Source organism: Nocardia sp. NPDC051570 (assembly GCF_044454005.1).
Taxonomy (GTDB): domain Bacteria; phylum Actinomycetota; class Actinomycetes; order Mycobacteriales; family Mycobacteriaceae; genus Nocardia.
On the sequence record NZ_JBITDI010000040.1, the window covers coordinates 1 to 25,633 of the forward strand.

The 25,633-nt window shown below is 65.2% G+C and carries 27 protein-coding genes; 19 read left to right on the top strand and 8 right to left on the bottom strand.

The window, feature by feature from the left end:
- The first annotated feature begins 189 nt into the window (after positions 1 to 189).
- Both ACIA76_RS42675 and ACIA76_RS42680 read left to right on the top strand, forming a co-directional pair.
- A complete protein-coding gene (locus tag ACIA76_RS42675) occupies positions 190 to 939 on the top strand; it encodes an SDR family NAD(P)-dependent oxidoreductase (protein WP_397161162.1) in 750 nt (249 codons plus the stop codon).
- Positions 940 to 978: 39 nt separating this feature from the next.
- Positions 979 to 1,989, top strand: a complete 1,011-nt coding sequence (locus ACIA76_RS42680; RefSeq protein ID WP_397161164.1) for an alcohol dehydrogenase catalytic domain-containing protein — start codon at positions 979 to 981, stop codon at positions 1,987 to 1,989.
- 64 nt (positions 1,990 to 2,053) lie between these two features.
- On the opposite strand, the gene ACIA76_RS42685 is transcribed toward ACIA76_RS42680, so the two are convergent.
- A complete protein-coding gene (locus ACIA76_RS42685; protein WP_397161166.1) occupies positions 2,054 to 2,770 on the bottom strand; it encodes a TetR/AcrR family transcriptional regulator in 717 nt (238 codons plus the stop codon).
- Positions 2,771 to 2,990: 220 nt separating this feature from the next.
- Between ACIA76_RS42685 and ACIA76_RS42690 the strand changes: the two genes are divergently transcribed.
- On the top strand, positions 2,991 to 3,323 hold the full coding sequence (locus ACIA76_RS42690; protein WP_397161168.1) for a hypothetical protein: 333 nt from the start codon (positions 2,991 to 2,993) through the stop codon (positions 3,321 to 3,323).
- A 96-nt stretch (positions 3,324 to 3,419) separates the two neighbouring features.
- Positions 3,420 to 3,638 carry a hypothetical protein gene (locus tag ACIA76_RS42695; protein ID WP_397161170.1) on the top strand — a complete coding sequence of 73 codons (219 nt, stop codon included), beginning with the start codon at positions 3,420 to 3,422 and terminating at the stop codon, positions 3,636 to 3,638.
- 72 nt (positions 3,639 to 3,710) lie between these two features.
- Here ACIA76_RS42695 and ACIA76_RS42700 read toward each other — a convergent pair whose 3' ends face one another.
- Positions 3,711 to 4,406 carry an amidohydrolase family protein gene (locus ACIA76_RS42700; protein WP_397161172.1) on the bottom strand — a complete coding sequence of 232 codons (696 nt, stop codon included), beginning with the start codon at positions 4,404 to 4,406 and terminating at the stop codon, positions 3,711 to 3,713.
- Positions 4,407 to 4,619: 213 nt separating this feature from the next.
- Between ACIA76_RS42700 and ACIA76_RS42705 the strand changes: the two genes are divergently transcribed.
- Entirely contained in the window at positions 4,620 to 4,982 is a 363-nt protein-coding gene (locus ACIA76_RS42705) for a GAF domain-containing protein (RefSeq protein WP_397161173.1), read from the top strand.
- Positions 4,983 to 5,032: 50 nt separating this feature from the next.
- Here the strand turns inward: ACIA76_RS42705 and ACIA76_RS42710 are convergent, their stop codons facing one another.
- Positions 5,033 to 6,334 carry an MFS transporter gene (locus ACIA76_RS42710; RefSeq protein ID WP_397161174.1) on the bottom strand — a complete coding sequence of 434 codons (1,302 nt, stop codon included), beginning with the start codon at positions 6,332 to 6,334 and terminating at the stop codon, positions 5,033 to 5,035.
- Positions 6,335 to 6,632: 298 nt separating this feature from the next.
- On the opposite strand from ACIA76_RS42710, the gene ACIA76_RS42715 reads away from it, so the two are divergent.
- The 11 genes from ACIA76_RS42715 (at position 6,633) to ACIA76_RS42765 (ending at position 18,030) form a co-directional block, all read left to right on the top strand.
- Complete coding sequence (locus tag ACIA76_RS42715) at positions 6,633 to 7,316, top strand: AraC family transcriptional regulator (RefSeq protein ID WP_397161202.1); 684 nt, start codon at positions 6,633 to 6,635, stop codon at positions 7,314 to 7,316.
- A 199-nt stretch (positions 7,317 to 7,515) separates the two neighbouring features.
- Positions 7,516 to 8,502, top strand: coding sequence for a sphingomyelin phosphodiesterase (gene sph / locus ACIA76_RS42720; protein WP_397161176.1), 987 nt, complete (start codon positions 7,516 to 7,518; stop codon positions 8,500 to 8,502).
- A 380-nt stretch (positions 8,503 to 8,882) separates the two neighbouring features.
- Positions 8,883 to 9,530 (top strand): hypothetical protein, encoded by a 648-nt coding sequence (locus tag ACIA76_RS42725; protein WP_397161177.1) that lies wholly within the window; start codon positions 8,883 to 8,885, stop codon positions 9,528 to 9,530.
- A gap of 895 nt (positions 9,531 to 10,425) precedes the next feature.
- Entirely contained in the window at positions 10,426 to 11,298 is an 873-nt protein-coding gene (locus tag ACIA76_RS42730) for an SGNH/GDSL hydrolase family protein (RefSeq protein WP_397161178.1), read from the top strand.
- Positions 11,299 to 11,364: 66 nt separating this feature from the next.
- Positions 11,365 to 12,714, top strand: coding sequence for an RICIN domain-containing protein (locus tag ACIA76_RS42735; protein WP_397161180.1), 1,350 nt, complete (start codon positions 11,365 to 11,367; stop codon positions 12,712 to 12,714).
- Positions 12,715 to 12,994: 280 nt separating this feature from the next.
- Positions 12,995 to 13,900 (top strand): alpha/beta fold hydrolase, encoded by a 906-nt coding sequence (locus ACIA76_RS42740; protein WP_397161181.1) that lies wholly within the window; start codon positions 12,995 to 12,997, stop codon positions 13,898 to 13,900.
- Positions 13,901 to 13,943: 43 nt separating this feature from the next.
- Positions 13,944 to 14,075 carry a hypothetical protein gene (locus ACIA76_RS42745; RefSeq protein WP_397161183.1) on the top strand — a complete coding sequence of 44 codons (132 nt, stop codon included), beginning with the start codon at positions 13,944 to 13,946 and terminating at the stop codon, positions 14,073 to 14,075.
- Between the two features lie 154 nt (positions 14,076 to 14,229).
- Complete coding sequence (locus ACIA76_RS42750) at positions 14,230 to 15,165, top strand: 3-oxoacyl-[acyl-carrier-protein] synthase III C-terminal domain-containing protein (protein WP_397161185.1); 936 nt, start codon at positions 14,230 to 14,232, stop codon at positions 15,163 to 15,165.
- Between the two features lie 45 nt (positions 15,166 to 15,210).
- Positions 15,211 to 15,462, top strand: a complete 252-nt coding sequence (locus ACIA76_RS42755; protein ID WP_397161187.1) for an acyl carrier protein — start codon at positions 15,211 to 15,213, stop codon at positions 15,460 to 15,462.
- A 5-nt stretch (positions 15,463 to 15,467) separates the two neighbouring features.
- On the top strand, positions 15,468 to 16,340 hold the full coding sequence (locus tag ACIA76_RS42760) for a hypothetical protein (RefSeq protein ID WP_397161188.1): 873 nt from the start codon (positions 15,468 to 15,470) through the stop codon (positions 16,338 to 16,340).
- Positions 16,341 to 16,533: 193 nt separating this feature from the next.
- Positions 16,534 to 18,030, top strand: coding sequence for an amino acid adenylation domain-containing protein (locus ACIA76_RS42765; protein WP_397161203.1), 1,497 nt, complete (start codon positions 16,534 to 16,536; stop codon positions 18,028 to 18,030).
- An 11-nt stretch (positions 18,031 to 18,041) separates the two neighbouring features.
- Here ACIA76_RS42765 and ACIA76_RS42770 read toward each other — a convergent pair whose 3' ends face one another.
- Positions 18,042 to 19,016, bottom strand: a complete 975-nt coding sequence (locus ACIA76_RS42770) for a pyridoxal-phosphate dependent enzyme (protein ID WP_397161190.1) — start codon at positions 19,014 to 19,016, stop codon at positions 18,042 to 18,044.
- Between the two features lie 650 nt (positions 19,017 to 19,666).
- Here ACIA76_RS42770 and ACIA76_RS42775 point away from each other — a divergent pair.
- Positions 19,667 to 20,605: an alpha/beta hydrolase gene (locus ACIA76_RS42775; RefSeq protein WP_397161192.1), complete on the top strand. Its 939-nt coding sequence runs from the start codon at positions 19,667 to 19,669 to the stop codon at positions 20,603 to 20,605.
- Positions 20,606 to 20,666: 61 nt separating this feature from the next.
- Here the strand turns inward: ACIA76_RS42775 and ACIA76_RS42780 are convergent, their stop codons facing one another.
- Entirely contained in the window at positions 20,667 to 21,845 is a 1,179-nt protein-coding gene (locus tag ACIA76_RS42780; RefSeq protein WP_397161194.1) for a M24 family metallopeptidase, read from the bottom strand.
- 107 nt (positions 21,846 to 21,952) lie between these two features.
- Complete coding sequence (locus tag ACIA76_RS42785) at positions 21,953 to 22,987, bottom strand: NAD-dependent epimerase/dehydratase family protein (RefSeq protein WP_397161195.1); 1,035 nt, start codon at positions 22,985 to 22,987, stop codon at positions 21,953 to 21,955.
- 56 nt (positions 22,988 to 23,043) lie between these two features.
- Between ACIA76_RS42785 and ACIA76_RS42790 the strand changes: the two genes are divergently transcribed.
- Positions 23,044 to 23,511, top strand: coding sequence for a MarR family winged helix-turn-helix transcriptional regulator (locus ACIA76_RS42790; RefSeq protein WP_397161197.1), 468 nt, complete (start codon positions 23,044 to 23,046; stop codon positions 23,509 to 23,511).
- Positions 23,512 to 23,569: 58 nt separating this feature from the next.
- Here ACIA76_RS42790 and ACIA76_RS42795 read toward each other — a convergent pair whose 3' ends face one another.
- Positions 23,570 to 23,815 carry an SDR family oxidoreductase gene (locus tag ACIA76_RS42795; RefSeq protein ID WP_397161199.1) on the bottom strand — a complete coding sequence of 82 codons (246 nt, stop codon included), beginning with the start codon at positions 23,813 to 23,815 and terminating at the stop codon, positions 23,570 to 23,572.
- Between the two features lie 427 nt (positions 23,816 to 24,242).
- Here ACIA76_RS42795 and ACIA76_RS42800 point away from each other — a divergent pair, with 427 nt between their 5' ends.
- The gene (locus ACIA76_RS42800) at positions 24,243 to 25,370 is read left to right on the top strand and encodes an agarase (RefSeq protein ID WP_397161200.1); all 1,128 of its coding nucleotides are present in this window, start codon (positions 24,243 to 24,245) and stop codon (positions 25,368 to 25,370) included.
- A 36-nt stretch (positions 25,371 to 25,406) separates the two neighbouring features.
- Here ACIA76_RS42800 and ACIA76_RS42805 read toward each other — a convergent pair whose 3' ends face one another.
- Positions 25,407 to 25,544 carry a zinc-binding dehydrogenase gene (locus ACIA76_RS42805; protein WP_397161205.1) on the bottom strand — a complete coding sequence of 46 codons (138 nt, stop codon included), beginning with the start codon at positions 25,542 to 25,544 and terminating at the stop codon, positions 25,407 to 25,409.
- Between the last annotated feature and the right edge of the window lie 89 nt (positions 25,545 to 25,633).

Here is a 25,633-nt window from a genome sequence, read left to right on the forward strand (position 1 = left end):
CTGGCGTCGCAGACACCAACACCGCGCCCGCACCAGCCACTACCAGCGACGATCAAACCAACTCACACGAACGTGAAGTCCGGCTGGAGTACTAGGGCGCAGGTCACACTTATTTAGCTATACAGAGTTATATAGCAGCGCTATATTAAGCGTGCTCCCACTGGATCAACTCCGCGAAGGAGGCAGTCGATGGATCTGCAAGGAAAGACGGCGTTGGTGACCGGGTCGAGCAGGGGGATCGGCCGTGCGATCGCGCTGCGGTTCGCCGCGGCAGGGGCGAATGTGGTGGTCAACTACGCCAAGGACAAGGTGGCGGCCGACGAGGTCGTGGCCGCGGCGATCGAGTCGGGGGGTCGGGCGATCGCGGTTCGGGCCGATGTCTCGGATGTCGGTGAGATCGATCGCTTGTTCCGCACCGCGGTCGAGCAGTTCGGGCGCCTCGACATCGTGGTCGCCAATGCCGGGCTCGAAAAGGTCGACGTGCCCGTCGTGGCGATTACCGAGGAGGATTTCGACCTGCTGTTCCGAGTCAATACGAAGGGCCCCGTCTTCGTATTGCGGGCCGCCGCTCGGCATATCGCCGACGGTGGGCGGATCATCAACATCGCCTCCAGCTCGACCGTGCGCCCGCAGCCCGGACTGGGTCTGTACGGGACCAGTAAGACGGCCCCGAAGTATCTGGTCCGAGTGCTCGCTCTGGAGCTCGGCCCTCGCGGCATCACGGTGAACTCTCTGGTTCCCGGGCCGATCGAGGGTGCGGGGATCTTCACCGGGGTCGCCGATGACGACCCGTACAAGAAGGCGCTGCTCGAATCGGTTCCGATCGGGCGGCTGGCGACTGTCACCGATGTGGCCGATGTGGCCGAATTCCTCGCCAGCGACCGATCGGTGTTCATCACCGGCGAGGAAATCCTCATGAACGGCGGATCCAGCAACTGAACTGGAATGTCCAGCAACAGAATTCGAAAGGAAACATCCATGACGTCAACGATGATGCGTGCTGTGCAGGCGGTCGCCCCGGGCGCCCCGTTCGAACTCGCGTCCCTGCCCGTCCCCGAACCGGGACCGGGCCAGGTCCGGGTGCGGGTGCACGCGTGTGGTGTCTGTGGTGGTGAGAACATCGCCCGGCACGGCCTGCTCGCAGTCGCGCTGCCGCGGGTGCCGGGCCACGAGATCGCCGGTGTGATCGATGCCGTCGGTGACGGCGTCACCGCGTGGGCGGCCGGTGACCGCGTCGGTATCGGCTGGCACGGCGGGCACTGCTTCACGTGCACGGCCTGCCGCCGGGGCGATTTCGCCAACTGCGCCGACCGCCGGATCGTCGGTGCGTCCTTCGACGGCGGATACGCCGAGTTCGTTGTCGCGCCGCAGGAAACTCTGGCTCGCATCCCGGACGTGCTGAGCTTCGAGCAGGCCGGTCCGCTGATGTGTGCGGGCATCACCTCGTTCAACGCCCTGCGCCATTCCGGCGCCCGCCCCGGTGACACGGTCGTGGTCCACGGCGTTGGCGGATTGGGTCACCTGGCAATCCAATTCGCGGCGAAAATGGGTTTCCACACGATCGCGGTCAACCGCGGGCGTGAGAAGGAAGACATCGCCCGCGAACTCGGCGCCGACGATTACGTCGACAGCGACGCAGGCAGCGCCGGCGAAGCGATCGAACGGCTCGGCGGCGCGGACGTCGCGTTCTCCACGGTCGGTTCCAGCCCGGCCCAGGCCGATCTCGTGCGGGGCCTGCGACCCAACGGGCATCTGCTGATCGTGGCCAGCGGCCACGAGCCGATCGAGGTGGCACCCGATCTGTTGGTCTTCGGTCGTCGCAAGGTGTCGGGCTGGTACAGCGGCCACGCCAAAGACAGCGAGGAGACAATGGAATTCGCCGCCCGCACAGGTATCAGGCCGATGATCGAAACCTACCCCCTCGAACACGCCGAATCAGCCTTTCAGAACATGAACAAGGCTCGATTCCGCAACGTGCTCACCCTCTGATCCACAACAGGAATGCGCGGTCGGCCCCGGTCGACCGCGCATCCGCATGCCTGGACCGAGCCGGTCAGTGCGCCAGCCGCAACAGCCAATCCTTCAGCAGCGCATTCTCATTCGATGACAACGCGTCGCTGGGCCCGCCATCCAATGCCGCCCGCAGTGCGATCGCCGCCGCAGACACATCATTCGTATCCGGCCCGTGGCCGGTCGAGACGCTGCCGGTCCGGACGATGGAAGCCAGCACGGCCTCCCGCGCCCGCTCCGACACCGTGGGGTCGCGGTCTTCCGGCGCCTCCGTGACCAACGCCATGGCCACACCGATATTCGTCGCCAGGATCAGCCGCGCCGCCCCCTCCGGCGTGACCGCCAACCGGCCCTGTTTGGCGGCCCGGGTCAACAACGACAACAACAGTGCCTCACCATCTCTCGCCGCGGCCGGACGCTTGCCCGGTGTCACCTGCCCGTACATCACCGCATAGAAGGCCGGGTTCTCGAGCGCGAACTCCACATGGTGATCCCATCCAGCCCGGATGTCATCGATCGGATCCTCCGATGCCTCCCGTGACCGCTTCGCCGCGAGGTACTGCTCGAACCCGTGCGCGGCCACCGCATCCAGCAAGCCTCGCTTGTCCCCGAAATGGTGATACAACGTCGGCGCCTGCACACCCGCCAGATCACAGATCGCCCGAGTCGTGATCGGCGCACCACCCGACTCCACCAACAACCGCGCAGCCGCCTCCAATAACCGCGTCCGCGCTGTCGGGGATTCCGCTACTCGTGTCACACTCAGTATCCTACCGAATATAGCGGCGTTACATTCATTTCTTCGAAGTGGCAGAAACGACAGAGAACATGGCCGACCATCCTGGCCTTCTCCCCGGCGTGACAACCCTCGGCGGCCTCGGAAACGTCGAGAGATACTGCGCTGCCCGAGTGAGCCGATAACCAGGTTCCGATGACACTGGCCGCCGGGTTCGTTCCCTTACCAGAGATCAGGATCGGTCGTGCCGACATCCACACTTCGGCATGATGGTGCGTCCGCCGGGCCACCCGCGGGTCACGTTTGGGTCGGACTGGATGGATTCGTCGTCCGGTCGTCCGATCCTCAGCAGGTCCAAACCCGACGCGACGGCCCGGCTCAGCATCACGTAGCCGCCGACGCCGGCGCTACCCCCAGGCTCACCAACCACGACGGCCTGCCCTGGCACATCGACTTCCACACCCCCGCCAGCACCGCCTGGCGCCACATCGCCGCCGAGGCCGCCGCCGCACTCACAGGTGAATTCGGGGACCCGGTGTGCTCCGCGGACCGCGTTCCGGTGACGAAATCTCGGTGAACGGCATTGTTACGAAAGAAGAAGCAATTCATATACTTTCGGATGTGACCGGTCATCTCCGACCGGCACGGATACATCACAAGGGAACAGCAGGATATGAAACGTGCCATCGTCAGCACCGTCGCGACCGTAGCGCTCCTCGCGGGTGGGGCCGCCCTCACCGCGGGTACCGCCGCCGCGGACACATCCACGCCTCCGGCCGCGGGTACCGGTTCCGCCTCCACAGTGTCCAGCCTCATCCAGACGCTGCTCGCGGGGAAGGCAGGCTGCGGGCTGCTGAGCCTGGCCGGCGTCGCGCCGGCCGGCTGCGCGTAGTTCGGACCGCGTTCTTACACACCAGCATTCGCGCCCATCCCGTCTCGACCGGATGGGCGCGAGGCGTCTGTGTCACCGCATCAGATCCCGATCCCGTCCCTGAAGCCGGGTGCGGCGAGGCGCTGGCTTGTCGAAGTCGAATAGAGCCGACGCATTGCTGTAGAGGATCTTCTCGATTTCCTGGTCGGACAATCGGGATTCCTTGATGTACTCGAACGTCCGCCTGTAGGACTCGACCGCCAGCAGAGCAGAGAAGTCGCTCCCCGGCACGAGGTGGTCGGCGCCGAAGGCTTCGCAGGCACACCGGAGAGCGGCTTGTGAACCCCATCCGACGGTGTCGTAGTAGAGGCTGCGAGCCATCGCGCTCGGTGGACCGAGCAGGTCTGGCGTGTGTGCTTGGCCATCGAGTCTCGCCAGCTGCATGGGGATCAGGCCGCCCAGATGAGGAATTATGATTTTGATATTCGGATAGCGAACCGGGATGTTTCGCTTGATCAAATGGAGAACGATAGCGGTGTCCTCCAGAGACGCCCCGGCCGCCGCCGTGAATCCGTAGTCATTGATGAATGGTGAACAGATGCCGTTTTGACATGGATGAAAGAAAAGGGCCGTTCCACGTGCGTTCATCTCCTCGTACAGCGGCTCGAATTCCTCTTCGGCCGTGGAGCGGTTGAACACTGAGCAGCTGAAGGCCACGCCGACCATGCCCAACTCGTCCAGCCCGCGCCGCATTTCCTCGAGTGACGCATCGATATGCGGCAAGGGCATGTGTCGGTCCTCTTTGTGTCCTACTAGCCGATCTCAGAGAGGGCGGAGACGAGAGGCTCGAGTATCACCGGGCCGAGCGGCGGCCGCAGGGGGATGATGGCGAACCCCAGCCCTTCCTCTCCCAGCGCAGCAGCCGATGAGGCTGTGGCTCCCACGTCTCCGTGTCCTCTCCCCTGGTTCCTTCGTTGCTCAGCGCGCTCGTGGCCGTCCGCGATGCGCTGGCGGGGTCTCTCATCTCGCTACGTCGAGGAAATCCGCATCAAAGGTCAGGCCGAGGGGGTCGTGCTCCCCAACATCGTCAAACACAACCAACACGTCTTCGTGGCCGACGCCCAAACCGATCCGCTCTTCCAATCCGTGACCGATCTCGTTCTCTCCGAAGGTTTCCACAGCTGGATGGGCATGCCGGTGTGTAACGGCGACACCCGGCGCGGCACCCTCTGCCTGTACTGGAACACCATCATCACCTACCGGGAAGACCTGGTCCTCCAAGCCCAGGAGCTGGCAGACACCCTCGGCAAGCACCTTGCGCGCTACTCGTCCGAGTCGTCGGATGCCTCGCCAGCACCGGCCTGAGGTTCCCCGCGGCACGGACATAGCAGGGCCGCTTCACGCGCCACCGGTGCCTACCCGGCGATCCGCGCCGCCCGCCTGTCGCCCACCCGGCCCTGCCGGACGTAGAGCGCGGTGGCCGCGGTGCCCAGGCACAGGGCGACGGCGCTGAGCCCGAGTGACCAGTGGACGCCGATGGCCGCACCGGCCAGTCCGACGGTGAAGCCGCTGCCGGCGCGCAGTCCGCTGGCGGACATGCCGTAGAGCCCGACCACCCGGCCCCGGTCGGCGGCCGGCGCGAGCAGCTGCACGAGGGTCTGCCCGATCGACATCGATGCCAGGTTGGCCACCCCGCCGATCACCAGCAGCACGACCGCGAACGGATAGCTGGTGGTGGCGGCGAAGAACAGGCTTGTCAGTCCGTAGATCGCGGTGCTGACGACGGCGGCCTTGACCGTCGGTTCGATGCGTCCGGTGGCTTCGAGCAGGACCCCGCCGATGACTCCGCCGATCCCGTTGGCGAACAGCAGCACACCGTAGGTCAGTCCGGCACTGCCCGCGCCGAGGTCGTGCGCGAAGATCGGCATGGATGTCTGCATCGACGCTCCGACGAAGAGTGAGCCGAGCCCGGCGAGCACGATCATGCTGACCATCGTGCGGTTCGACCGGACTTCGCGGAACACGCGCAGCGAATCGAGTACGCCGACCCGTGGCCGGATCACGCCGCCGTCGCGCGTGTGGCCGGTGAACTTGGTCCGGAACAGGAAGAGCGTAAGTGGCAGGTAGAACACGATGTTGGCGAAGATGCCCGCGGTCGGGCCGAGCCCGAGCAGTAGTGCCGAGCCGACCACCGGGCCGAACAGGATGCCGAGGCTGCGGAAGGTCGCGTTGAGCCGGACCGCGCTGGGCAGGTCTTCGGGCCCGACGAAGTCGTGCAACATCAGCTGTTCCCCGGGTGTCCACAGCGACCCGGCGCAGCCGTGCAGGACGAGCAGCACGCACGCTTGCCATATCTGTAGCGAGCCGGTCAGGAACAGCACACCCCAGGCCGCGGAGACGGCCATGAACAGGACCTGCGCCGCTTGGATGAGCCGACGGCAGTCGTGGCGGTCCGCGAGCGATCCGAAGTAGACGGAGAAGATCAGAAACGGTACCCAGTGGCTGATGACTTCGAATCCGGCCAGCGCTGGTGAGTGGAACTTCTGCCAGAGCACCCAATAGGTAATGACGTGCTCGATGTTGTCGGCCATCATCGCCAGCCCGGTACCGAACAGGTACGGCCGGCAGTCGCGGTTACGCAGGGCCGCGAACTTGCGGGCCGGGGCGGGGGCGGTGGTTTCGAGGACGTGTGTGGCGACCCCGCAGGCATTGCACATGGTTGTGCTTTCTCTTCAGGAACAGGGGATTTCCGTCAGGCGGCGGAACCGGGATACGCCAGCGGCTCGGTGTCGACCACCTTGTGGCGCAGATGATCACCGAGATCACGGCGCAGACCGACCGGAGCATCAGAAATCGTCATCGACTCTCGCGATGACCTTGTACGTCGCATGCCTCAACGATGCGTGGCGTGGACGGTTCGATCTTCCGATAAACTGCCCAGTTGTGTCGCAAACCCGACATCGACATCACCCCGGCGAGATCATCGATCGCCATCAGCACAACGACCACCAGCTCATGTACGTCAGCAGCGGCATTTTCGCCGTGCGCACCGACCACGGCACGTGGGTCGCAGACGCCCACCGCGCCATCTGGACACCCGCTCACACCTGGCACGAGCATCGCGTCTATGGGCACGCCGACGTGCATCTCCTCCACTTCCCCGAACAAGAGAAACTATTCCCCGACGAATCCCCCACCGTCCTCGCGGTTTCCCCGCTCTTGCGCGAACTGCTCATCGCCTCTACTGAACCCGAACTCCCACCGGGCGAATCGGCGCGGTTGCGCGCAGTGATCCGCGACCGCCTCCGTAGCGCCCACGTCACCCCGCTCGCCCTCCCGCACCCACGCGACCCACGCCTGGCGCATGCCTGCCGGCTCGTCGTCGACGATCTCAGCCAACCCCGAACCATCACCTGGCTCGCCTGCCGGGTCAGCACGAGCGAACGACACCTCGGTCGTCTCTTTCGCAGCGAGTTCGGCACCACTTACCCCCAGTGGCGCACCACCACCCGCGTATTCCACGCGATGCTCGAACTCACCGCCGGAGCCACCGTCACCCAGACCGCCCATCGCTGCGGCTGGGCCACCACCAGCGCTTTCGTGGACACTTTCACCCGCACCATGGGCCAGACCCCCGGCGCATACCGAACCGGGCGTTCCGGCACCGGGCTTCAGCCGGTCGGGATGGTTGATTCCTGACCTGAGCGGTGAGCGGGTCGGCGGATGCGGCAACGCGGCATACGCCAACAACGAACATTGCGCACATTTCCGGCAAATCGCCATCGATTGGGCGTCGGTTGATCATCCGGGCGTCATCTGCGCGTCATCGGCCCCGATTTCCATCTGCAACGGCCCGTCCGAAACCCGGACGGGCTCAGATGGATCAAAGGAGATCTGCATGCCGCTCGCCGGATGTAAGTCCGCGAGAACTCTCGCCGTCCTCGCCGCTACCGCGGTGCTCGGCTTGGCCCTGCCGCAATCCGCGCAGGCCGATCCGGCTCCGGCCGTGCCGGAGCTGAAGGTGTTGACCTACAACACCTTTCTGATGAGTAAGAAGCTGTTCCCGAATTGGGGGCAGGACCACCGCGCCAAGGCGATCGTGGCCGCCGACTTCTTCCAGGGCAACGACGTCGTCGTGCTGCAGGAGGCGCTGGACAACGACGTCTCGAACGCGATGAAAGCCGATGCTGCCCAGCAGTATCCGCATCAGACACCGGTCGTCGGGCGCAGTAGGGATGGGTGGGACATCACCAGTGGTAAGTACTCCGACAACACGGTCGAGGACGGCGGGGTCACCGTTCTCAGCAAGTGGCCGATCGTGCGCAAGGAACAAATCCTGTTCAACAACGGGTGCGGGGCGGATTGGCTGGCCAACAAGGGTTTCGCCTACGTGGTGCTGAACGTCAACGGCGCCAAGGTCCATTTTGTCGGAACGCATGCGCAGTCCACCGACAGTCGTTGCCGACAGGGTGAGGCGGCCTCCGACCGGGCCAAGCAGTTCCGGCAGATCGGAGAGTTCTTGGACGCCAAGAAGATTCCGGCAACCGAACAGGTATTGGTCGCGGGCGATATGAACGTCGACTCGCACGGTGGCGAGTACGCGGTGATGCTGGAGAACGCCGGTCTCGATCCGGCCGATGAGCGTACCGGCCATCCGTACTCCTTCGACACGAAGGAGAATTCGATCGGGTCGTATCGCTATCCGAAGGACGGCCGCGAGGACCTCGACTACGTCCTGCATCGCAAGGGGCACGCGCGTCCGGCAGGCTGGAAGAACCGGGTGATCCAAGAGCAGAGCGCCCCGTGGACGGTAACGAGCATGGGCAAGGACTACACCTACACCAACCTCTCCGACCACTATCCGGTGATCGCAGGAGCCCGTTGATCAGTAACCACTGACCGATACCAATCCTGGGCATTCATGCCGAATCCCGTTGCGGTCAGGGCACATCGCCGCACCCACGACACGCTGGCACTCAGGTCGTCTGTGTCCGCAGGTGTTCGCCTGAGTCCGGCCTGATCGCGCCTGGCCGGTATGCGGAGGGCCGGCGATGCGACATTGGCGCAGTACGACGAAGTGCTGGCACGAATTACGCTTTGCGCCAGTGGATTCTGGGTTGACCAACTCCGGAACCGTTCTGCGGCAGGCAATCACGACCGGCAGCCGCTGCTCAACCAGTACGATTGCGTTGTTCCAAAACGTCCCTACGGCCGTCGAGCACGTCGGCGCACGGCTGACTCAGAAAAACCGCAGATGAGGGAAACATGGCAATGTCATTGCGCCGGATGCAGATTCGGCTCCTGATAGTGACGGTCCTACTGATGTTGTCGGCGCAGGCAGGGGCAATCGGGCTCGCTCGGGTCCAAGCCGGACCGATCAGCGACGCTGCGACGTTCGTAGCCACCAATATCGAGCGTGGCGGTGCCGAAATAGCCCTGACGGCAGGCAAATTCGTGCAGGACTCGACGACTGGCGTAGTCGAGGTGATCGACGAGGCCGGGATAGTCACCGAGCGGATCGTGCCGAAGGTACTCGTCAACGGCGTGGTCCACACGTTGACCCTGATCGTGCGCGAGGGTGGTCGAAAACTGGAGGTCGCCGTGCACGACGCACTGGTCGAGGGCGCGAAAGTCGCTGCGGCCCAGGTCGATCGGTCCGGTCGTGCCGCCGAGGCATGCCTGAACAAGGGACTGCCCGCCGCGATCATGCCCGGTATCATCGCCGCGCTGAGCGGCGGTCTGCTGGCGGCCGCGTCGGCGGATCCGATCGGCATTGTCACCGCGGCCGCCGTGGCCGGTCTCGCGGGCGCCTGGCGTGGCTTCGTCGAGGGCTGCACCGAGGGCGTGGCCACGCTGCCCGCCGCCCCCGCGCAGTCCGCCCACCCGGCCCAGCTGCAGCAAGTTCGGCCCTGACCATTTCACCCAGGCCCCCGGCATCCTCAGCGGCAGCTGACGGCAAGATCGGTGTCTCATCAGTTCTCGACACCGGAGGAGTCCACAGGCCCGCTGCCGGGGTTCACGCTGCTACCCCGAGCGGGTGACTCCTGAAGCTGTTGCGAGGGCGCGCCGGTAGGTTGTTGGCGGGCTTACGGTTTCGGTTCGCTACCTGCAGACACTGGGCCGCCCGCACCGTGATGCGCGCAGGCGTGTGGCCCGACGAGCCGGTCGACTGAGCCGAAACCGTTCCCGCCCAAACGATCTGTTCACCGCCGCGACATCTAGGAAACATTTGCATTGGACCCGCCGGTCAACGATGCGTAATCGGCTACCGAGCGTCTTCGCCCGTGCTCAGGGGAGATGTCTTCTGCTGCAATGCCATTGGTAGGTGGCGGCGTCCTCGGAAGATGCTCGAGCTACCGTTTGAAGGGGCTGTGGCGGCCGAGCGGCGATTAGATCGGTGCCTCGTGCGTATTCGAATGGTGTTGACTGCCTTGACGATTGCATTGCTCGCGAGCGAAGGGCAGTGTTCCTATGGGATGAGCAGTGGCGGCCGCCACGGGATCACCCCAACTTGATGATGTCCGCTCACCCCGGCAGCTGGAAAAGTGGGGCCAATTCGGACATTCGGACCTCGGGAGGGAACCATGCGTCACGACCTCCGCTCGCCGCATCGCCCTGTCGACACTCGCGTTCACCGCGGCCGCGCGGTGGTCCCCGCCCTGAGCGCATCGGCCGCCACCACCGCGAAGCCCTCGAGCAGTGGCGGGTCCTGTTCGACGACTTCGACTACATCGACACGGTGTCGGCCTCCTGACCCACCGCACGCAATCCACGTGCCGTCGCCCGATACCACTGAAAGGGATTCGAGATGAGGCGCAGCGGTCTGACAACGTACCGCAAACTGGGAATCAAGGCGTGGATCGTGGTGATGGCCGCGTCGGCGTTCACGGCGACCGTGGCCACCCCCGCCGGAGCAGCGCCACCGGCCGGCGGGATCTATGTGGCGTTGGGCAGCTCCTTCGCCGCCGGGCCGGGGATCCCCCCGCAACAGCCGGGCAGCCCGCCCGCGTGTGGTCGTTCGCAGGCGAACTACGCCACCCTCGTGGCACGCCATTACGGAATGGGCCTGCACGACGTGTCGTGCCAAGGGGCCATCGCCGCCGACATCCTCACCACATCGCAGCACGGCCAGCCGCCACAGATCGAGGCCGTCGGACCGGACACCGACCTGGTCACCATCACGATCGGCGGCAACGACGTCGACTACCTGGGCAGCCTCCTGGCCTACTCGTGCCACAACAGCAACGGCCGTGACTGTAAAACCGTGGACCAGAGCAACATCGACCGTGCCCTGCGCAACGTCGCCCTGTGGATCGGCCATGTGGTCGAGGCGGTCCTGCAGCGGACCACCCACGCGGTGGTGTTGCTGGTGAACTACCTGACCGTTCTGCCCCAGGTGGGGCCGCCGTGCGGCGGGGTTCCGCTGACCAACGACGAGTTGTCGTTCGAGTGGTCGGTCGCGAACAGGTTGGAGGCGGCCACTTCCGAGGCCGCCAAACACCGCGGGGCGTATGTGGTCCATGCCGCCGCCGAGAGCCGGGGGCACGATGCCTGCTCCAGCGACCCGTGGGTGGAACAGTACCGGCCGCGGCCGGGACGAACTCCCTACCACCCCAACGAGACTGGGATGACCAAGGTCGCCGACCTGATCGAGGCCACCCTGGCGAAGATTCCCGGCTGATCCCCACGCCCCGGACGATCGCTCATCGTCCCCTCGGCGACCTTGCGGATCATGAAAGGAAATCCAGTGAAGAATTCGCTAGCTCGTCTCGTCCTCGCGATCGGCGTAGCGGTGGGCCTGGTCCTGGTGTCCGCTCCCGCTCCCGCGTCCGCGGACCCGATCGACACCACGCAATCCGACGATCCGACAGATACGCCGCAGCCGCTGCCCGACATCGCGCAGGCGCCGACGTTGAACCTGGAGGACCACCACCCGGTCACATACAACATGCAGGGCGGCCAGGGCGGGGACGTAACCCCGAAGTGGGCCAACGACATTCCCCAATTGACGCGCAATCACGACGTGGTGGCGCTGCAGGAGGCAGGCCCGATTCCGCCGCAGGATCCGAACGGGCGGCTGTTCCGCTACCAGAATCAGGTGACGATCAACGGTCACGTCATCTACCACTACCTCCGCAACTTCGGTACCCCCTCCAGACCTATAGACCGGCATGTGTACTTCCTGGAGACCGACCCGAACGGTCACCGGGTCAACCTGGCCTTCGTCACCACGGACCCGCCGACCACTTTCTGGGCCACCGACTCCGCAATCACCACTGCGCGCCCATCATTCGGGGTGCAGTTCGGCAACACCGTCTTCAACAACCTGCACGGATTGTCCGGCAGCGGTAACGATATCCAGTCCTTGCTCAGGAATATCGACGCCGGACAACGAAGCTCCGCGCGGGACTGGGTGGCCATGGGCGACTTCAACCGGCTTCCGCAAGACCTCGCGGGCAGGCTGCCGGCCAACTCACACATCTACCGCCCCGGCGTCCCTACACACATGGGCGGCAGCGAGTTCGAGTACATGGCCTCCAGTCGCTCCGTGCCGCTGTACACCGCGCACGCGATGACCGGGATCTCCGCCGACCACCTACCCGTCGAGTTCGGCGTCCTGCGGCCCCAGGCGAGGGGACCTTTCGAATTCGGCAACTACCACTCCTACGGCGGCGGCGAACGGGTGATAGGTATACAGGGCGCGAGTTCGTCCAACGGCACGCACATCAATGTGTACGACAACCGCACCAGCGATGACCAGAAGTGGGAGTTCATCCCGCAGTCCAATGGCACCTACGCCATCGCGAGCACGCTCACCCACAAATGCCTGGACATGAACAAGGGCGCCCACACAGGCAACGGGGACTGGGTCAACGAATGGCCCTGCGACGCCAACCTGACCACCCAGCAATGGAAAGTGCACTACTGGACACAGGACCCCGGAGCGGCCGCGATCATCAACGCCTACACCAACGATTGCCTGGACGTATCCAGAGAGGAGAACTACAGCGGCTCCTGGACCGTGATCCAACTGTGCAACGGCCACGGAAGCCAGAAATGGACGCTGCAGTGGGTCGGCCCCACACTGCCGCAATAACGGCGTCTCCCGCCGACCATCGGCATCCTGTAATCGGCTACTGAGGACTGGTTAGGGCTCGTTCCCGGCCAGGATCGGGTCCAGGTGCCGAGTGAGAGGCTCGTTAATCGGCTGCCTGCCAGTGTCATTGGTGTGACTCACTTATGGCTGGAGTGCTACCCGGGTATCCGTTCGCGGTGGCACTCCAGTAGCTGTCGGCCATGGGGTATCGGAGGGCAGGGTGGGGGGATCGAACCCATCGCGCTTGGTCAACCGGGCCGACTCCGAAGGAACGAACCTCATGACTGCAAACACCACTCGGCATACGCGCTGTTACAGCGCCACTGCCGCCTTGGCGCTGACGACCCTGGTGGCCGGTGGGGTCACCGGCTGCGGGGCGTCCGGGACCACGGGCACAACCCCCTCGACATCGGCCGCAGCCTCGGCAACGCCGGTGCCGCAGATGATTTCGACCGCCGGACACCGGCTCGCCTTCTACCTCACACCCGGGAAATCGCCCGCCATCGTTCTGGATGCGGGCGGCGGGGCCGACTCGTCGTACTGGCAGAATCTGGTTCCGGTGCTGGCGAAACAGACCGGTCGTGAGATCGTCACCTACGACCGCGCAGGCGTCGGTCGTAGCGATGAGGTGCCCGGACCATGGAAGGCTCAGGACGCGGCATCCGATCTGGAAGCAGGCCTGACGCAGCTGGGAATCACACAGCCGGTGGTCCTCGTTTCCCATTCGCTCGCCGGTGAGATCGCGACGTACTTCGTCGATGCGCATCCGGACCGCGTCGGCGCCGCGGTGCTCATCGACGCCAACCTCCCGGAGTTCTTCACCGACACCGAAACAGCCGAACTTGTCGCGGCGAACCAACCGCAGATCGCGGCGCTCGAGGCCCAGCCGTCGACGAAACAGAACCGTCAGCTACTGGCCGAGGCCGCCGACTACGGACCCGCACACCTCGCCTACCACAAGATGTCCTGGCCGCAGAGCGTGCCCGCCATCGCGATCGTCTCTGCCACAACGCCTTTCGACACCCCGGACGACGCCCGACTATGGAAGGACGCCCAGGCGCAATTCGCCGACGCCGCGCCCGATCGCCGACTTGTCGTCGCAGACAACAGTTCCCACGATATTCCGACCGATCGCCCGGACGTGGTCGTCAAGGCGATCAAGGACGTGATCGAACAAGTCCATTAGAGCCCTCTCGATACGGCACGACTTACGCTGAGGGGCAGGTCTTGTGGACGCGAAGCGTCAATCGCTGTCGGCGTTGGCGCGGTTTCACCGGCTACCGCTTGCCGAGGCCCGCAAGGGTTATGAGCTGTTCGACCGCCGGGAGGCATGCAAGGTCGTTCTGATGGCCGACGAGTGATGCCGACCGTCCGGGTATGACCGTTCGATCAGGCCGATAGTGCGCTCATTCGAGACTTACCGGACCACGCGATTTCGGCAATATTCGAATCAGCGAAGATTGCGGTTCAGTGGACGAGTCCCTTTCTGGCAAAGGGAAGGAAAGGTGACGAGTGATGACGTGTCTGGAAGCCGTGGCGAGCTATCTGCCGGCGAAAAGTGTTTCCATCGATGAGGCCCTGGCGGGTCTCGACATCACCGATACACAGATCCGGCTCTTCCGGCGCTTCTACGGATTCTCCCATATTCGACGAGACCCGGAGGCCCGGCTGGTGGACCAAATGCTGTCGACCGCAGCGGGTCTCGAGGCGCTGCGCGGCCGGGAAAAGGATGTGCGCTATATCGTGCAGGCGCTGACCCTGCCCGTGGCCGCGCCCTATCCGAGCAATCCGGTGCACGATGTACGCCGGACCCTGGGCCTCGACCACGCCGTGACCTTCTGCCTGACCCAGCACGCCTGCGCGACCGGCCTGCTCGCCGTCGACCTGTGCGGCAAACTGCTTGCCGCGGACGGCGATCCCGACGCCCTGGCCCTGATCTTCACCGGGGAGAAGGCCTATACCGTCTACTCACAGCAGTTCATCGTCGACACCGCCGTGATGGGCGAGGGGATGGCCGCGATCCTGGTCGGCCAGGACGGCGACCGGGACCGGATGCTTTCCTACGCGACCCGCATCCACGGGCAGTTCAACCAGGCGCCGTGGTTGACCTACGACCTCGCACGGGAATTCGACCGGATCTATCCCGAGGCCGCCGCCGAGGTGATGCTGGCCGCGGTGGCGCAGGCGGGCCTCACCCTGTCCGATATCGCGCTGGTACTGCCACATCACGTCAATCAGAATTCGTGGAAGCGATTGTCGAACCGTATCGGAATGCCGATGAGTCGGATCTTCCTGGAAAACCTGCCGGTCATCGGGCACTGCTTCTCCGCGGATCCTTTCATCAACTACCGTACCGTCTCCGAAACCGGGCGCCTGCGCCACGGTGATTACTACATGATGGTGTCGGTCGGCCTCGGCGCGACATTCTCCGCAATGGTCTTCCAGCACTGACGACAATCGCGGGAGGAAATCCCATGCGACCGAAGGAACCGAACGATGAACCAGGCCGTGCTCACCGACAAGGTCGTCACCATACTCGCCGGGATGGTCGAGCTCGCCCCGGACTCGCTGGAGTGGAGCATGCGGCTGTTCGACGATCTGGGACTCGATTCGATACGTGCGCTCGAACTGCTCCTGCGGATCGAGGACGAGACCGGGATCGAATTCGATGAGAACACACTCGAGCAGCATCATTTCGCGACTGTGGGTTCGCTGGTCGGATACGCGCTCGACCAGGTGGAAGGGTAACGGCCATGTACCTGGCGACCTCGCCATCACCGCAGCGCACCGGGGCACCGCCCTTGCGATTGGAGCGCATCGAACACAAGGTGTTCGGTCCGGGTGAGCCCTACACCCCCGAATTCGTCAGCTACTTCGCCGATTTGACCGGGCAGTTCGGACAGCCCTTTCACGAGGAATACTTCACGCACGCGGCGCCGAACTCCTTCACCGGTATGGCCACCGAAATACTGTCCGCGGCAGCGCATTCGGAGGAAACCTTCGACCTGGCGCTGATCGTGCACTCCACGCCCGATGCCATGCCGACCCGGCCCGCCTGCTATCTGTCGCGTGCGCTCGCGGGCAACGCCCTGGCCTTCGCCCTGTCCGAACAGGGCGTCACGGCGCCGTTCACCGCGATCCGGCTCGCCGGTGAATACGCGCGGGAAGCCGCGTTCCACCGGACTCTGGTGATGATCCTGGATCAGAGCTTCCTGTGGAATGGCGCCGAGGCCCGGTTACCGGTGGGAACGCTGATGCCGGGCCGAGATTCGGCGGTGGTGCTGGTCATGGCCCCCGACGGCGCGCTCGGTCCGATGTCGGTCCGGACGTTCGCGGATGTGGCCGAGGACGAGGTGCGCCACCTGGTGGCCGAGCAGATGCGAGAGTTCGGCGCATCCCCGCTGCCGATGACGGCGATCGCCGGAGTCGGCGTCGATCACGAACTCGCCGTCGATTGCCCGATCCGGTGGGCAGCCGAGGACCTCCCCTGCACCGGGGGGTGGTCGGCCTTCGCAGATGGCCTTCCGCAGTGGACGCGCACCGGGCAACGGGTGGTGCTGGTCGACTACGACCCGGCGCTGCGCTATCTGTCGCTGTGCTCAGTGGATGTGCCGCCCGCCGCGTGAAGTCAACGAACCATCGCACTCCCCGCAGCGGTGCGCGGCGACTCACGGGTCAACGGCCTGCGATCAGGAAGGTGTAGGTACCCACGTGGCACGCGTCGATTGTTCTCAGGAGCAATGCCTTTCCGATCTCGACATCGCACCCGATGTCGCACGATCGGAGATATCCGCGCTGACCAATCCCGTCGACTTCGATATGACGGAAGACGTGTTCGATCGCGTGAAACGCTATGCGGTCGGCCGGCCTGATCGGCACGCCTTCGTTTCGGGCGGATCGGCGGTAACCTACTCTCGGCTGGCAGCGTGCATCGAGCAGACCAGCGCTGCTCTGCGCACATCTGGTTGCGCCGCGGGTGACATTGTCGCATGCATGGGATACCGCGGCGTGGACAGCGCGGTCTTGTTCTTGGCCATCGAAAGTATCGGCGCCGTCTATCTTCCTGTCGATCCGCGGTGGCCACCGGCCAGGGTTGCCGAAGTGATCGAGGGCAGCGGCAGTGCACTACTCGTCGATTACACCGTCGAGGGAAGTCCGAAAATCGAAGTCCGACAGGGTGTGCGCGAACGGCGCAGACCACCGTGGGACAACCGACCCAGATACGTTATCTACACGTCGGGCACGACAGGGCGGCCGAAAGGAGCGATAGTCGCACGAGAAGGCATGCTGAACCATTTATGGGCCAAGATCACCGACCTGGCGATCACCGCCGAGGACCGGGTGGCATTCACCGCGCCTTTGGTTTTCGACATCTCGATCTGGCAGATGCTGGCCCCGCTGATGGTCGGCGCCACCGTCGTCGTGGTGTCGGACAACGACGTCTTCTTTCCTCGTAGGCTGTGCGGAGTACTCGCGCGGCGCGAGGTGTCCATCGTCGAACTCGTGCCGACTGCGATGGGCATGCTTCTCGACGAGGTCGTACACCGCGCTACCGCCCGGCCGTTGCCCGCCCTGCGGTGGCTCATCTCAACCGGAGAGGAATTGAAACCCGCTCTGGCCGAACGCGCGCTGGCCACGGTGCCGCACGTCGGTCTGCTCAACGCGTACGGACCCACGGAATGTTCGGACGACGTGACCCATCACGTGGTGCGAGCCGTCGACACCGCCGACTCGCGGTTGCCGATCGGCCGGCCCATCGCGAATGTGACGATCTACTGCCTCGAGTACAGTCCGGAGGAGGGGCTGTGGCATCCGGCCGAAACCGGTGCGATCGGTGAGATATTCGTCGGCGGGATCTCGGTCGGCCTCGGCTACCTGGGCAACCCGGACGCGAATCGTGCGGCCTTCTTTCGGGACACATTCGATCCGGATTCCCCGACCGGACGGCTCTATCGGACCGGCGATCTCGGAATTATCGAAGACGGCATCCTACGTTACGTCGGCAGGACGGATCGCCAGGTGAAGGTATCCGGTATCAGAATGGAACTCGACGAGATAGAAGCGGCCCTGAGCAGGCATTCCGCGATTTCCGGCTGTGCGGTGACGCTGTCGGATCGAGTCGGCCCGAGCCGATACCTGATCGCGCATTACGTGCCGAACACATCGGTGACCGCCGAGCAATTGAAGGAATATCTGCAACTCACCCTGCCCTCGAACCTGGTGCCGCAACAGTGGCATGAAATCGAGGAAATGCCTGTGACATTCAACGGCAAGATCGACTACCGGGAGCTCGAACGCCGGGAAGGAAGCCGATAACTCATGGCCCGTCACTCCGGCCACGCGGCGGCCTGCACGGCCCGAGGCCCGAAGTTCTCCAGCACCCAGTCATCGTTGTAGACGGTATCCATATATCGGTCCCCGAGATCGGGTGCGATGACCACCGATCGGAGCGACCGATCGGTGTCGTGACGGTCGAGCCAGCGCAGCGCACCACCGAGCACCGTCCCGGTCGACCCGCCGAACAGGAAACCCGTGGCGGCCAAGGCGCGGCATATTCTGATCGTGTCTTCCTCGGACACCTGCACCGTCTCGTCGACCAGGCTCAGATCCAGTGCGCGCGCCGGAACGGTCGAGCCGAGCCCCGGAATCATCCGGGGGCCTGTCTTGCCACCGAGGTTCGCCGAGCCGATGACGTCGACCGCCACAATCCGTGGTGCGACCGCGTTCTCCTTGAAATACCGCGCGCAGCCCATCAATGTGCCGCAGGTGCCGGCGCCGATGAACAGTGCATCCAGAGCGGGGAACCGCTTCGCGATCGCCGGTGCCGTCCCTTCGTAGTGCGCCATCCAGTTCGCGGGATTCTCGTATTGGTTCAACCAGAGGAATCGTGGATCGCGGCGGCACAGCTGCTGCACTCGAGCCTTGCGCGCACCGAGCAGACCATCGACCGGATCGGGCTCCTCGATGACGATCACGTCGGTGCCCAGCGCGATCATCGCCTGCATTGTGGTCGCATTGCAGCGCCGGTCGGTGACACACGTGAAAGCGACTCCCTTGTTCGCTGCCACAATGCTCAGGGCGAGACCGAGATTGCCGGACGAGGACTCGACCAGAACAGTGTCCGGCCGCAGTGAGCCGTCGCGTTCGGCCGCCGCCACCATCGCCGCCGCGACTCGCATCTTCGCCGAACCGCCGAAGTTGAAGCCCTCGCACTTCAGGTATATGTCACGGCCGAGGTGCGGCCTGAGGTCGACATAGACATCGGAATCCACCAGCGCGTGCGGGGCCGAGACAATAGGCATCATCCATCCCGTTCTCGTAACGCCGAGCTGGTCCCCGGACCCGGCAAGTGACAACCGCCATTGATAGCTCGTAGGACATACGCTGCGCAACCCTTTATGCGCGAACGGTTCTCGATCGCATTCAACGAGCCAGGTCCCGGCGTGCATGTGGTTCCATGTCGGCAGGGTCGTGACAGCAGTGGCGTCGGCACCGCGCCGTCAGCAGGTCTCGATCGTCCGCGAAATATGCAGAGTCAGGCGACACGGTCAGCTGTTAAATTCATTCTCAGCGACCATGATGCCTTCGGCGCCAGGTGGTCGGGAATTGCTGACAGGGATTGTGATGATCGAGGCTTCCATCGAACGTGCCCGGGCCGGACCGGCCGGAGCATCGATCCAGGCCACACTCGCGGACAACGAGGTATTGCGCCGGGAACTGGCGGTGGCACTGCGCCGATTGCCCAATGTCGGCGCCATTCATCAGTGTTCGGACTGGTTGGATGCGGATCGGCTGCTGCGCTGGGGCGCAACGACTTCCGGCCCAAGGTGCTCATGCTCATCGATGAGCCGCAGATGGCCGCTCCCCTGGCGAACCTTCCGGTGGATGGATTCCTGCTGCGCCAGGAAATGCGGAATCATCGAACTACCGCTGACATTCGGAGGTAATGATCGTGGCGCTCCATCCGCAGACCGACGCGGTATTGCAACTGATGACGGCGACGTATCCCGATATCGGCGGCCGCATCACCGACGCCGCGGCGGCCCGGCGGGCCCTGAGCCGGGTCGGACAGCCACCGGCGCCGCACCTGCCGCGAGTGGAAGACCGCGTGATACCCGGCACGCCGGAGATTTCGATCCGGATCTACTGGCCGCGGCCCGAGACCGGTCCGCATCCGGTGATCGTCTACTTCCACGGCGGAGGTTTCGTCCTCTGCGGCCTCGATACGCATGACGGCCTGTGCCGGATCTTGGCCGTCGGCATTTCGGCGATCGTGATCGCCGTGGATTACCGGCTTTCCCCCGAACACAAGTACCCCGCCGCCGTCGAGGACGCCTACCGCGCGGTGTCCTGGGCCCGCACCCAGGCGGTTTCGCTCGGCGGCGATCCGGAGCGACTCGTGGTGGCCGGGGACAGTGCGGGAGGCAATCTGGCGACGGTGACCTGCCTGCGAGCCCGCGACGACGACGGTCCGGCGATCGCATTCCAACTACTGCTCTACCCGTGGCTGGACTTCATGGCCGAACTACCGTCGCGCCGGGACAATGCCGAGGGCTACTACCTGACCGCCGCCCATCTGCGGTGGTTCGAGCAGCAGTACCTCAACGAACCTCGCGAGGCGGCGCATCCGCACGTCTCGCCACTGCGCGCCCGGAGTCTGGCCGGACTGCCGCCGGCGATGGTACTCACGGCGGAATACGATCCGCTCCGCGACGAGGGAGAGGCCTACGGCGCCCGGCTGGCCGAAGCCGGTGTGCCGGTGCGGGTTTACCGCGCCGAGGGCCTGTTCCACAGTTTCCTCGCCATGGTCGACTTCCTGCCGGGCGCCCGCGAAGCGGTCGAAACCGCCTGTGCGGCAGTACGTTCCGCCGTTCCCGCCGGATCCGGGTGACGAGCTCGAGTTTTAAGCTCTGCGGCGGGACCGCGGTCCGGCGGGTATCGAGCCGATGGCGCTATGCGGCCCGCAGCAGTTTTGCGGTCAGTGGGTTGAGCTCGACCGGCTCGTCTTCGCCGACGAGGACCGTCCCGCCGAGGGTGACCATGTGGTCGCCGATTCCGCAGCTCGGTTCGAAGGCGAACGACATTCCGGGCTCGAGGGTCATGTCGGCCAACGTCGCGGGCCGTGGGGCCGCTATCGGGTACAGGTCACCGCCCTCGGCTTGGATGAGTCCCCCGGGGATGCGGCTGAAGGCGCCATAGGGGTTGAGTCCGTGGATCTGCGGGCCGCGGAACCAGGCACCGACTGCCTCGGCGGATGCCAGCATGGCCTCGGAGACCTCCCCGAACCTCGCGCCCGCGCGCAGCGTCGCCAGACCGGCGGCGTAGCACTCGTTCGCGATCCGGGCTACGTGCTCGATCATCGGGTGCACCTCACCGAGGGCGATTGCTGCTTGGTGCTGTGTTTGACGGCCGCCGAAGTTACTGAAGATCTCCGTGGCGATGAGGTCGCCTTCGGCCAGGATGCGCGGTGGTTGCGGCCGGTAACCCCACGTGGGCTGTCCGGAGGCCGATGGTGCCGGTCCCGAGCAGAAGTGGATGTGGGGCGCGAGTGTGCCGTGCCGGTACGCGGTGGCCATTGCCGCGGCGAATACGTCGGCTTCGGAAACGCCCGGTGCGGCCGTGGCCACCATGGCCTCGGCCATCGCATCGCCGATGCGGGCGGCATGACGCACCACGGCGATCTCTTCGCCGCTCAGCGGCATCATAAGACGGGCGAACGCGTGCCCGACATTGCGGAAATCGGTGCCGGGCAACAGGTTCAGCACGGTGTCCCAGAACGGGTACGGGATTCGCCCTTCGGGATGCGCGGGAAGATACGGGTCGAGGCCCATCACCCCGATCGATCCGTTGCCCAGGCCCAGGTCCTTCAAGGCTTGAACGAGCTGATGGGATTGGCGGCCCAGACGCAGATCGGTTGCGGCAAGCCACAGTTCATCGCCTCTGTGCACCGCTTCTCGATGGTCGAAAAGAAACGTCGGAATCGGCACGAGCGCAGTCGGTGTCCGGTCGCGGGGGAAGACGAGAAGGACGCCCGGCCGATCATTGGTGAACCAGCTGTCGAAGGCGAAGGGTGCCGGTCCTGCGTCTCCTTCGCCGAAGACGACCAACCCGTCGAGACCCTCGTCTTCCATGAAGCTGCGAGCCAGGTTCCAGCGCCTGTCCCGCTCGGCCAGTGAGTAGACAGGAACGGCAGGGCACGTGTTCGGCTCCGCCGATATGCGTTGCGTCGGTGAGAATGTCATGCTGCCACCCCCTGTCGTGATTGCGCGATGAGCGCGGTGGCGGTGTCGATGATGGTCTGTTCGGTGGGGCGGGGATGCCAGCCGAGCTGGGTGCGTGCTTTGCCGCTGTCAACTAGCCGGATGCGGCCGAGCTCGGGGCGCAGCATGGCCAGCTGTGGGTTCCGCCGCGCAAGCAGTTTGACGATGATGTCGGGCATGGCGCGCGTGGGCACCTTGGCGGCGTCGTCCGGGAGCCTCTCTCGGAGGATGCGGGCGATGTCGCGGTACCACAGGAAGTCGCCCGAACCGAGGAAGCGCTGGCCCGCGGCGGCCGGGCTCGTCATGGCGAGAATGTGAAGTTCGGCGATATCGCGGACGTCGACGACGTTCCATCCGATGTTCGGCACGGCAGGAATCTTGCCGTCGAGCAAGCGGCGGAGGATGTCGACCGTTCCCGGCCTGTTCGGTGTGCCCAGCATGGGGCCCTGCATGAAAGTCGGGAGGACGGCGGTCATTTCGAGCCCGGTCGCGGCGGCGAGATCCCATGCGTCGCACTCGGCGAGGATCTTGGAATCGGGGTACGCACGCAACGGGGAGCCCGACGGCGCGGTCCAGATCGTCTCAGTCGCGGGCATGTCCGGGTCGCCGGTGTCGGCCGTGACGCCGGAAGAGGTGAGCACGGCACGCCTCACCCCGGCACGCGCGGCAGCGCCCAGGACGCGACGGGCGCCCTCGCGTGCGGTGGTGATGAGATCTACGCCTGAGCCGAAGGGCATCGGCGAGGCTGTGTGCAGCACGTAGTCGGCACCCACGACCGCCTCGTCCCAACCGTCGTCACGAAGCAGATCAACGTCCGCGAACTCGAGGACCCCGGCCGCCCCGCCGCCCGCCTGCGCGCCGACGACAGCGCGCACCTGTTCCGCCTTGTCGAGGCCGCGCACGGTGGTGCGCACCCGGTAGCCGCGCTGGAGCAGGCCGGCGATCACCCAGCCGGCCAGGTAGCCGGTTCCGCCTGTGACAAGCACTGTCTCGCCGGCGTGATTGTCGCTCATTTACTACCTCAATATCATTGAGTTTATCATTGATATTGAGAGCGTATCATGTCTGCATGACCATGGGTAGTGACGTGGAGGCATCAGCGGCTCACCGCGCGGACGTCGAACGGAAGGCTGAGATCGTCCGCGTTCTCATGGAGGTAGGAAACGCCGCGAATGCGGTTGTGGCCCAGGTGCTCAGCGAGTTCGGGGTCCCGTCCTCTGTGGCCAGTACGCTATGGGTGCTTGCCCCGGGAACCGAGCCGCCGACGATGCGGGATATCGCGGCCCGCCTCAACTGCGACCCTTCCACGGTCAGTCTCGCCGCCGACAAACTCCAGAGCCTGGGACTCGTCGCCCGTCAGCCCCATCCCGCCGACGGCCGCAAGCGCACCCTGGCCCTCACCGAACACGGGCACGAACTGTGGGAAGCGCTGAGAACACGGCTGCACGCCTCCGGCCTGTTCGCCGGCCTCGACGCGCAGGAACAGAACACCCTGCTCGCGCTGCTGACGAAAATGCACAAACCGCAACGCCCGTAGCCGGTCTCGACCGAAAACGAGCCATACATCCCGAAACCGTTGCGGCCGTGCTTCCTGCTCACCAGAACATGCGCGGTTGACCGTTGGAGGCGTGCAGCCCGCCATCGACCGGAATGTGGGCGCCGTTGACGAAACGGGCGTCGGAGCTGGCCAGGAAGGCGATCGCATCGGCGACTTCGGCCGGTTCGGCGGGACGCAGCATGGGGATGCGCTCACGGAATGCGGCGAGCGTGTCCGCGTTCTCGAAGATGGGAGCGGCAATCGGGGTGCGGGTGAGCGTCGGATGTACGGCGTTGACTCGCACGCCCTCACCGCGAGCCGCTGCGGTTCGGTCAGCCCCCGAGCCAGCACGACGAGCACCGGGCCGAACTCGGCGCTCCGGATGAACGACAGCGCATCGTCGAACAATGCACGATCGGCATGGTCGAGGCGCGTCGACAAGCCCTGGGGGACACCCATTTTCAACTCTCCTGCCCGGATTCGGGCGATCCTCGCGATCGTGGCCGTACCGAAACCGCCCTGGCGCACACATATCCGGCGCGGAGTCCCAATCGACGCGTAATTCGTGCGCCGTGCGTTGCGGGTCCGACAGCGCTGTACGGCGATCCGCATCCGCCGCAACTCAACGATTTTCGGAGAAGGCCACACCCGCCCCGTGGCCTGCGCGATCGACTCGTCCAGCTCCATGGCATCGCCCGGCATCACCTTGCGCCGCGAGTAGCGTGGCGGGCATGACATCGGTTTTCGGGTTACGGCGTGGCGAACGCTGGTGGCTGACCGATCCGCGGGGAGCGGACTTTCTGTCGATCGGGGTGGTGCACGCCGATGACACCAACCTTCGGTTTCCGCACAATGCCGCGATATTCGCGCAGCGCTACGGGAATTCGCGGGAGCGGTGGATCCGGGACGGGCTCGCCGCCGATCTGCGGGCGTGGGGCTTCAACACGATCGGATGGACGTCGGAGTACGTCAGCGGCACCGGCCTGGCAACCACAGGAAAACCCGTCGATATCGGGCACTCCGCCGGGCTGTCCGCCGATGAACTGAGCGCAGCCGGGCTGCCGTACACGATCTCGCTGCGAGTGGCCGAGATCGAGCACTGGAACGGATTTCCCGCGTTCCGGGACCCGCGCGAGCCCGCCTTCGCGCAATGGTGCGATTACCTGGCCCGCACGCTGTGCCGACCCGACGATCCGAATCTGCTGGGGTACTTCCTCGTCGACGTACCATCCTGGGAAATGCACCCGACCGGAACGGGTTTCGCACGCACCGAACTGAAAACGATTGCGCACGCCTATTACCGGGCCGCGACCGAGGCGATCCGCCGCCACGACCCGCAACACCTGATCCTCGGCGACCGCTACGGGTTGCGCGCCGGGGTACCCGAACAGGTGCTCGACATCGTGCCCGAATACGTCGATGTGCTGTCGGTGCAGGCGTTTCCGGGTGTGGCGACCGAACGGATCGCAGCGGCCGTCGACACCATCGCGGGCTGGCACCGCCGCACCGGCCTGCCCGTGCTGATGGCCGACACTGGCAATTGGTGCCCCACCCGGATGAGCCCGCATCACACCGGCAGTGCCCGCAACCAGGCTGAGCGCGGCCTCGGCTACACCAGAACCGCCGAGGCCCTGGCCGCGAGCCCGTGGTGCGTGGGCTGGCACTGGTGCGGGTGGGTGGAGAACCCGTTGCGCGGCTTCGGCATCAAGGATCCGTGGGACGAGCCCTACACCGACCTCACCGAGGCCATGCGCACCACGAATGCCCGGATCCTGCGCGAGCTCACGGATCAGGCTCCGCGGCGGGGTGGTTCGCAGCAACCGATCGCGCACGAGGAGCCGTCGACGGTGCAGCCGTGACGGGACCGCGCCCGATCGGCGCGGCCCGGCGCCCGCTCAGTTCATCTCGACGATCACTTTGCCTTTGGCGTGACCTTGTTCCAGATAGCCGAAGGCCTCTGCGATCCGGTCGAAGGGAAGTACTCGGTCCATGGTGACGGCAAGGGCTCCGTCCTGTAACAGTCGCCCCGGAATTTTTCAAGCTGAATGAGACCAGTGGGTGTGTTATGCGGCCGTTGTGTCGGTCTCCTCGGTCGGCGGGTTGATCCAGACGGTGCCGGGCA

Bases quoted from the DNA above. Each gene is read 5' to 3' on its own strand.
- ACIA76_RS42675 (WP_397161162.1), top strand. From the start codon at position 190: ATGGATCTGCAAGGAAAGACGGCGTTGGTGACCGGGTCGAGCAGGGGG.
- ACIA76_RS42680 (WP_397161164.1), top strand. From the start codon at position 979: ATGACGTCAACGATGATGCGTGCTGTGCAGGCGGTCGCCCCGGGCGCC.
- ACIA76_RS42695 (WP_397161170.1), top strand. From the start codon at position 3,420: ATGAAACGTGCCATCGTCAGCACCGTCGCGACCGTAGCGCTCCTCGCG.
- ACIA76_RS42700 (WP_397161172.1), bottom strand. From the start codon at position 4,406: ATGCCCTTGCCGCATATCGATGCGTCACTCGAGGAAATGCGGCGCGGG.
- ACIA76_RS42705 (WP_397161173.1), top strand. From the start codon at position 4,620: ATGCGCTGGCGGGGTCTCTCATCTCGCTACGTCGAGGAAATCCGCATC.
- ACIA76_RS42710 (WP_397161174.1), bottom strand. From the start codon at position 6,334: ATGTGCAATGCCTGCGGGGTCGCCACACACGTCCTCGAAACCACCGCC.
- ACIA76_RS42715 (WP_397161202.1), top strand. From the start codon at position 6,633: ATGTACGTCAGCAGCGGCATTTTCGCCGTGCGCACCGACCACGGCACG.
- sph (WP_397161176.1), top strand. From the start codon at position 7,516: ATGCCGCTCGCCGGATGTAAGTCCGCGAGAACTCTCGCCGTCCTCGCC.
- ACIA76_RS42725 (WP_397161177.1), top strand. From the start codon at position 8,883: ATGGCAATGTCATTGCGCCGGATGCAGATTCGGCTCCTGATAGTGACG.
- ACIA76_RS42730 (WP_397161178.1), top strand. From the start codon at position 10,426: ATGAGGCGCAGCGGTCTGACAACGTACCGCAAACTGGGAATCAAGGCG.
- ACIA76_RS42740 (WP_397161181.1), top strand. From the start codon at position 12,995: ATGACTGCAAACACCACTCGGCATACGCGCTGTTACAGCGCCACTGCC.
- ACIA76_RS42750 (WP_397161185.1), top strand. From the start codon at position 14,230: ATGACGTGTCTGGAAGCCGTGGCGAGCTATCTGCCGGCGAAAAGTGTT.
- ACIA76_RS42755 (WP_397161187.1), top strand. From the start codon at position 15,211: ATGAACCAGGCCGTGCTCACCGACAAGGTCGTCACCATACTCGCCGGG.
- ACIA76_RS42760 (WP_397161188.1), top strand. From the start codon at position 15,468: ATGTACCTGGCGACCTCGCCATCACCGCAGCGCACCGGGGCACCGCCC.
- ACIA76_RS42765 (WP_397161203.1), top strand. From the start codon at position 16,534: ATGACGGAAGACGTGTTCGATCGCGTGAAACGCTATGCGGTCGGCCGG.
- ACIA76_RS42770 (WP_397161190.1), bottom strand. From the start codon at position 19,016: ATGCCTATTGTCTCGGCCCCGCACGCGCTGGTGGATTCCGATGTCTAT.
- ACIA76_RS42780 (WP_397161194.1), bottom strand. From the start codon at position 21,845: ATGGAAGACGAGGGTCTCGACGGGTTGGTCGTCTTCGGCGAAGGAGAC.
- ACIA76_RS42785 (WP_397161195.1), bottom strand. From the start codon at position 22,987: ATGAGCGACAATCACGCCGGCGAGACAGTGCTTGTCACAGGCGGAACC.
- ACIA76_RS42790 (WP_397161197.1), top strand. From the start codon at position 23,044: ATGACCATGGGTAGTGACGTGGAGGCATCAGCGGCTCACCGCGCGGAC.
- ACIA76_RS42800 (WP_397161200.1), top strand. From the start codon at position 24,243: ATGACATCGGTTTTCGGGTTACGGCGTGGCGAACGCTGGTGGCTGACC.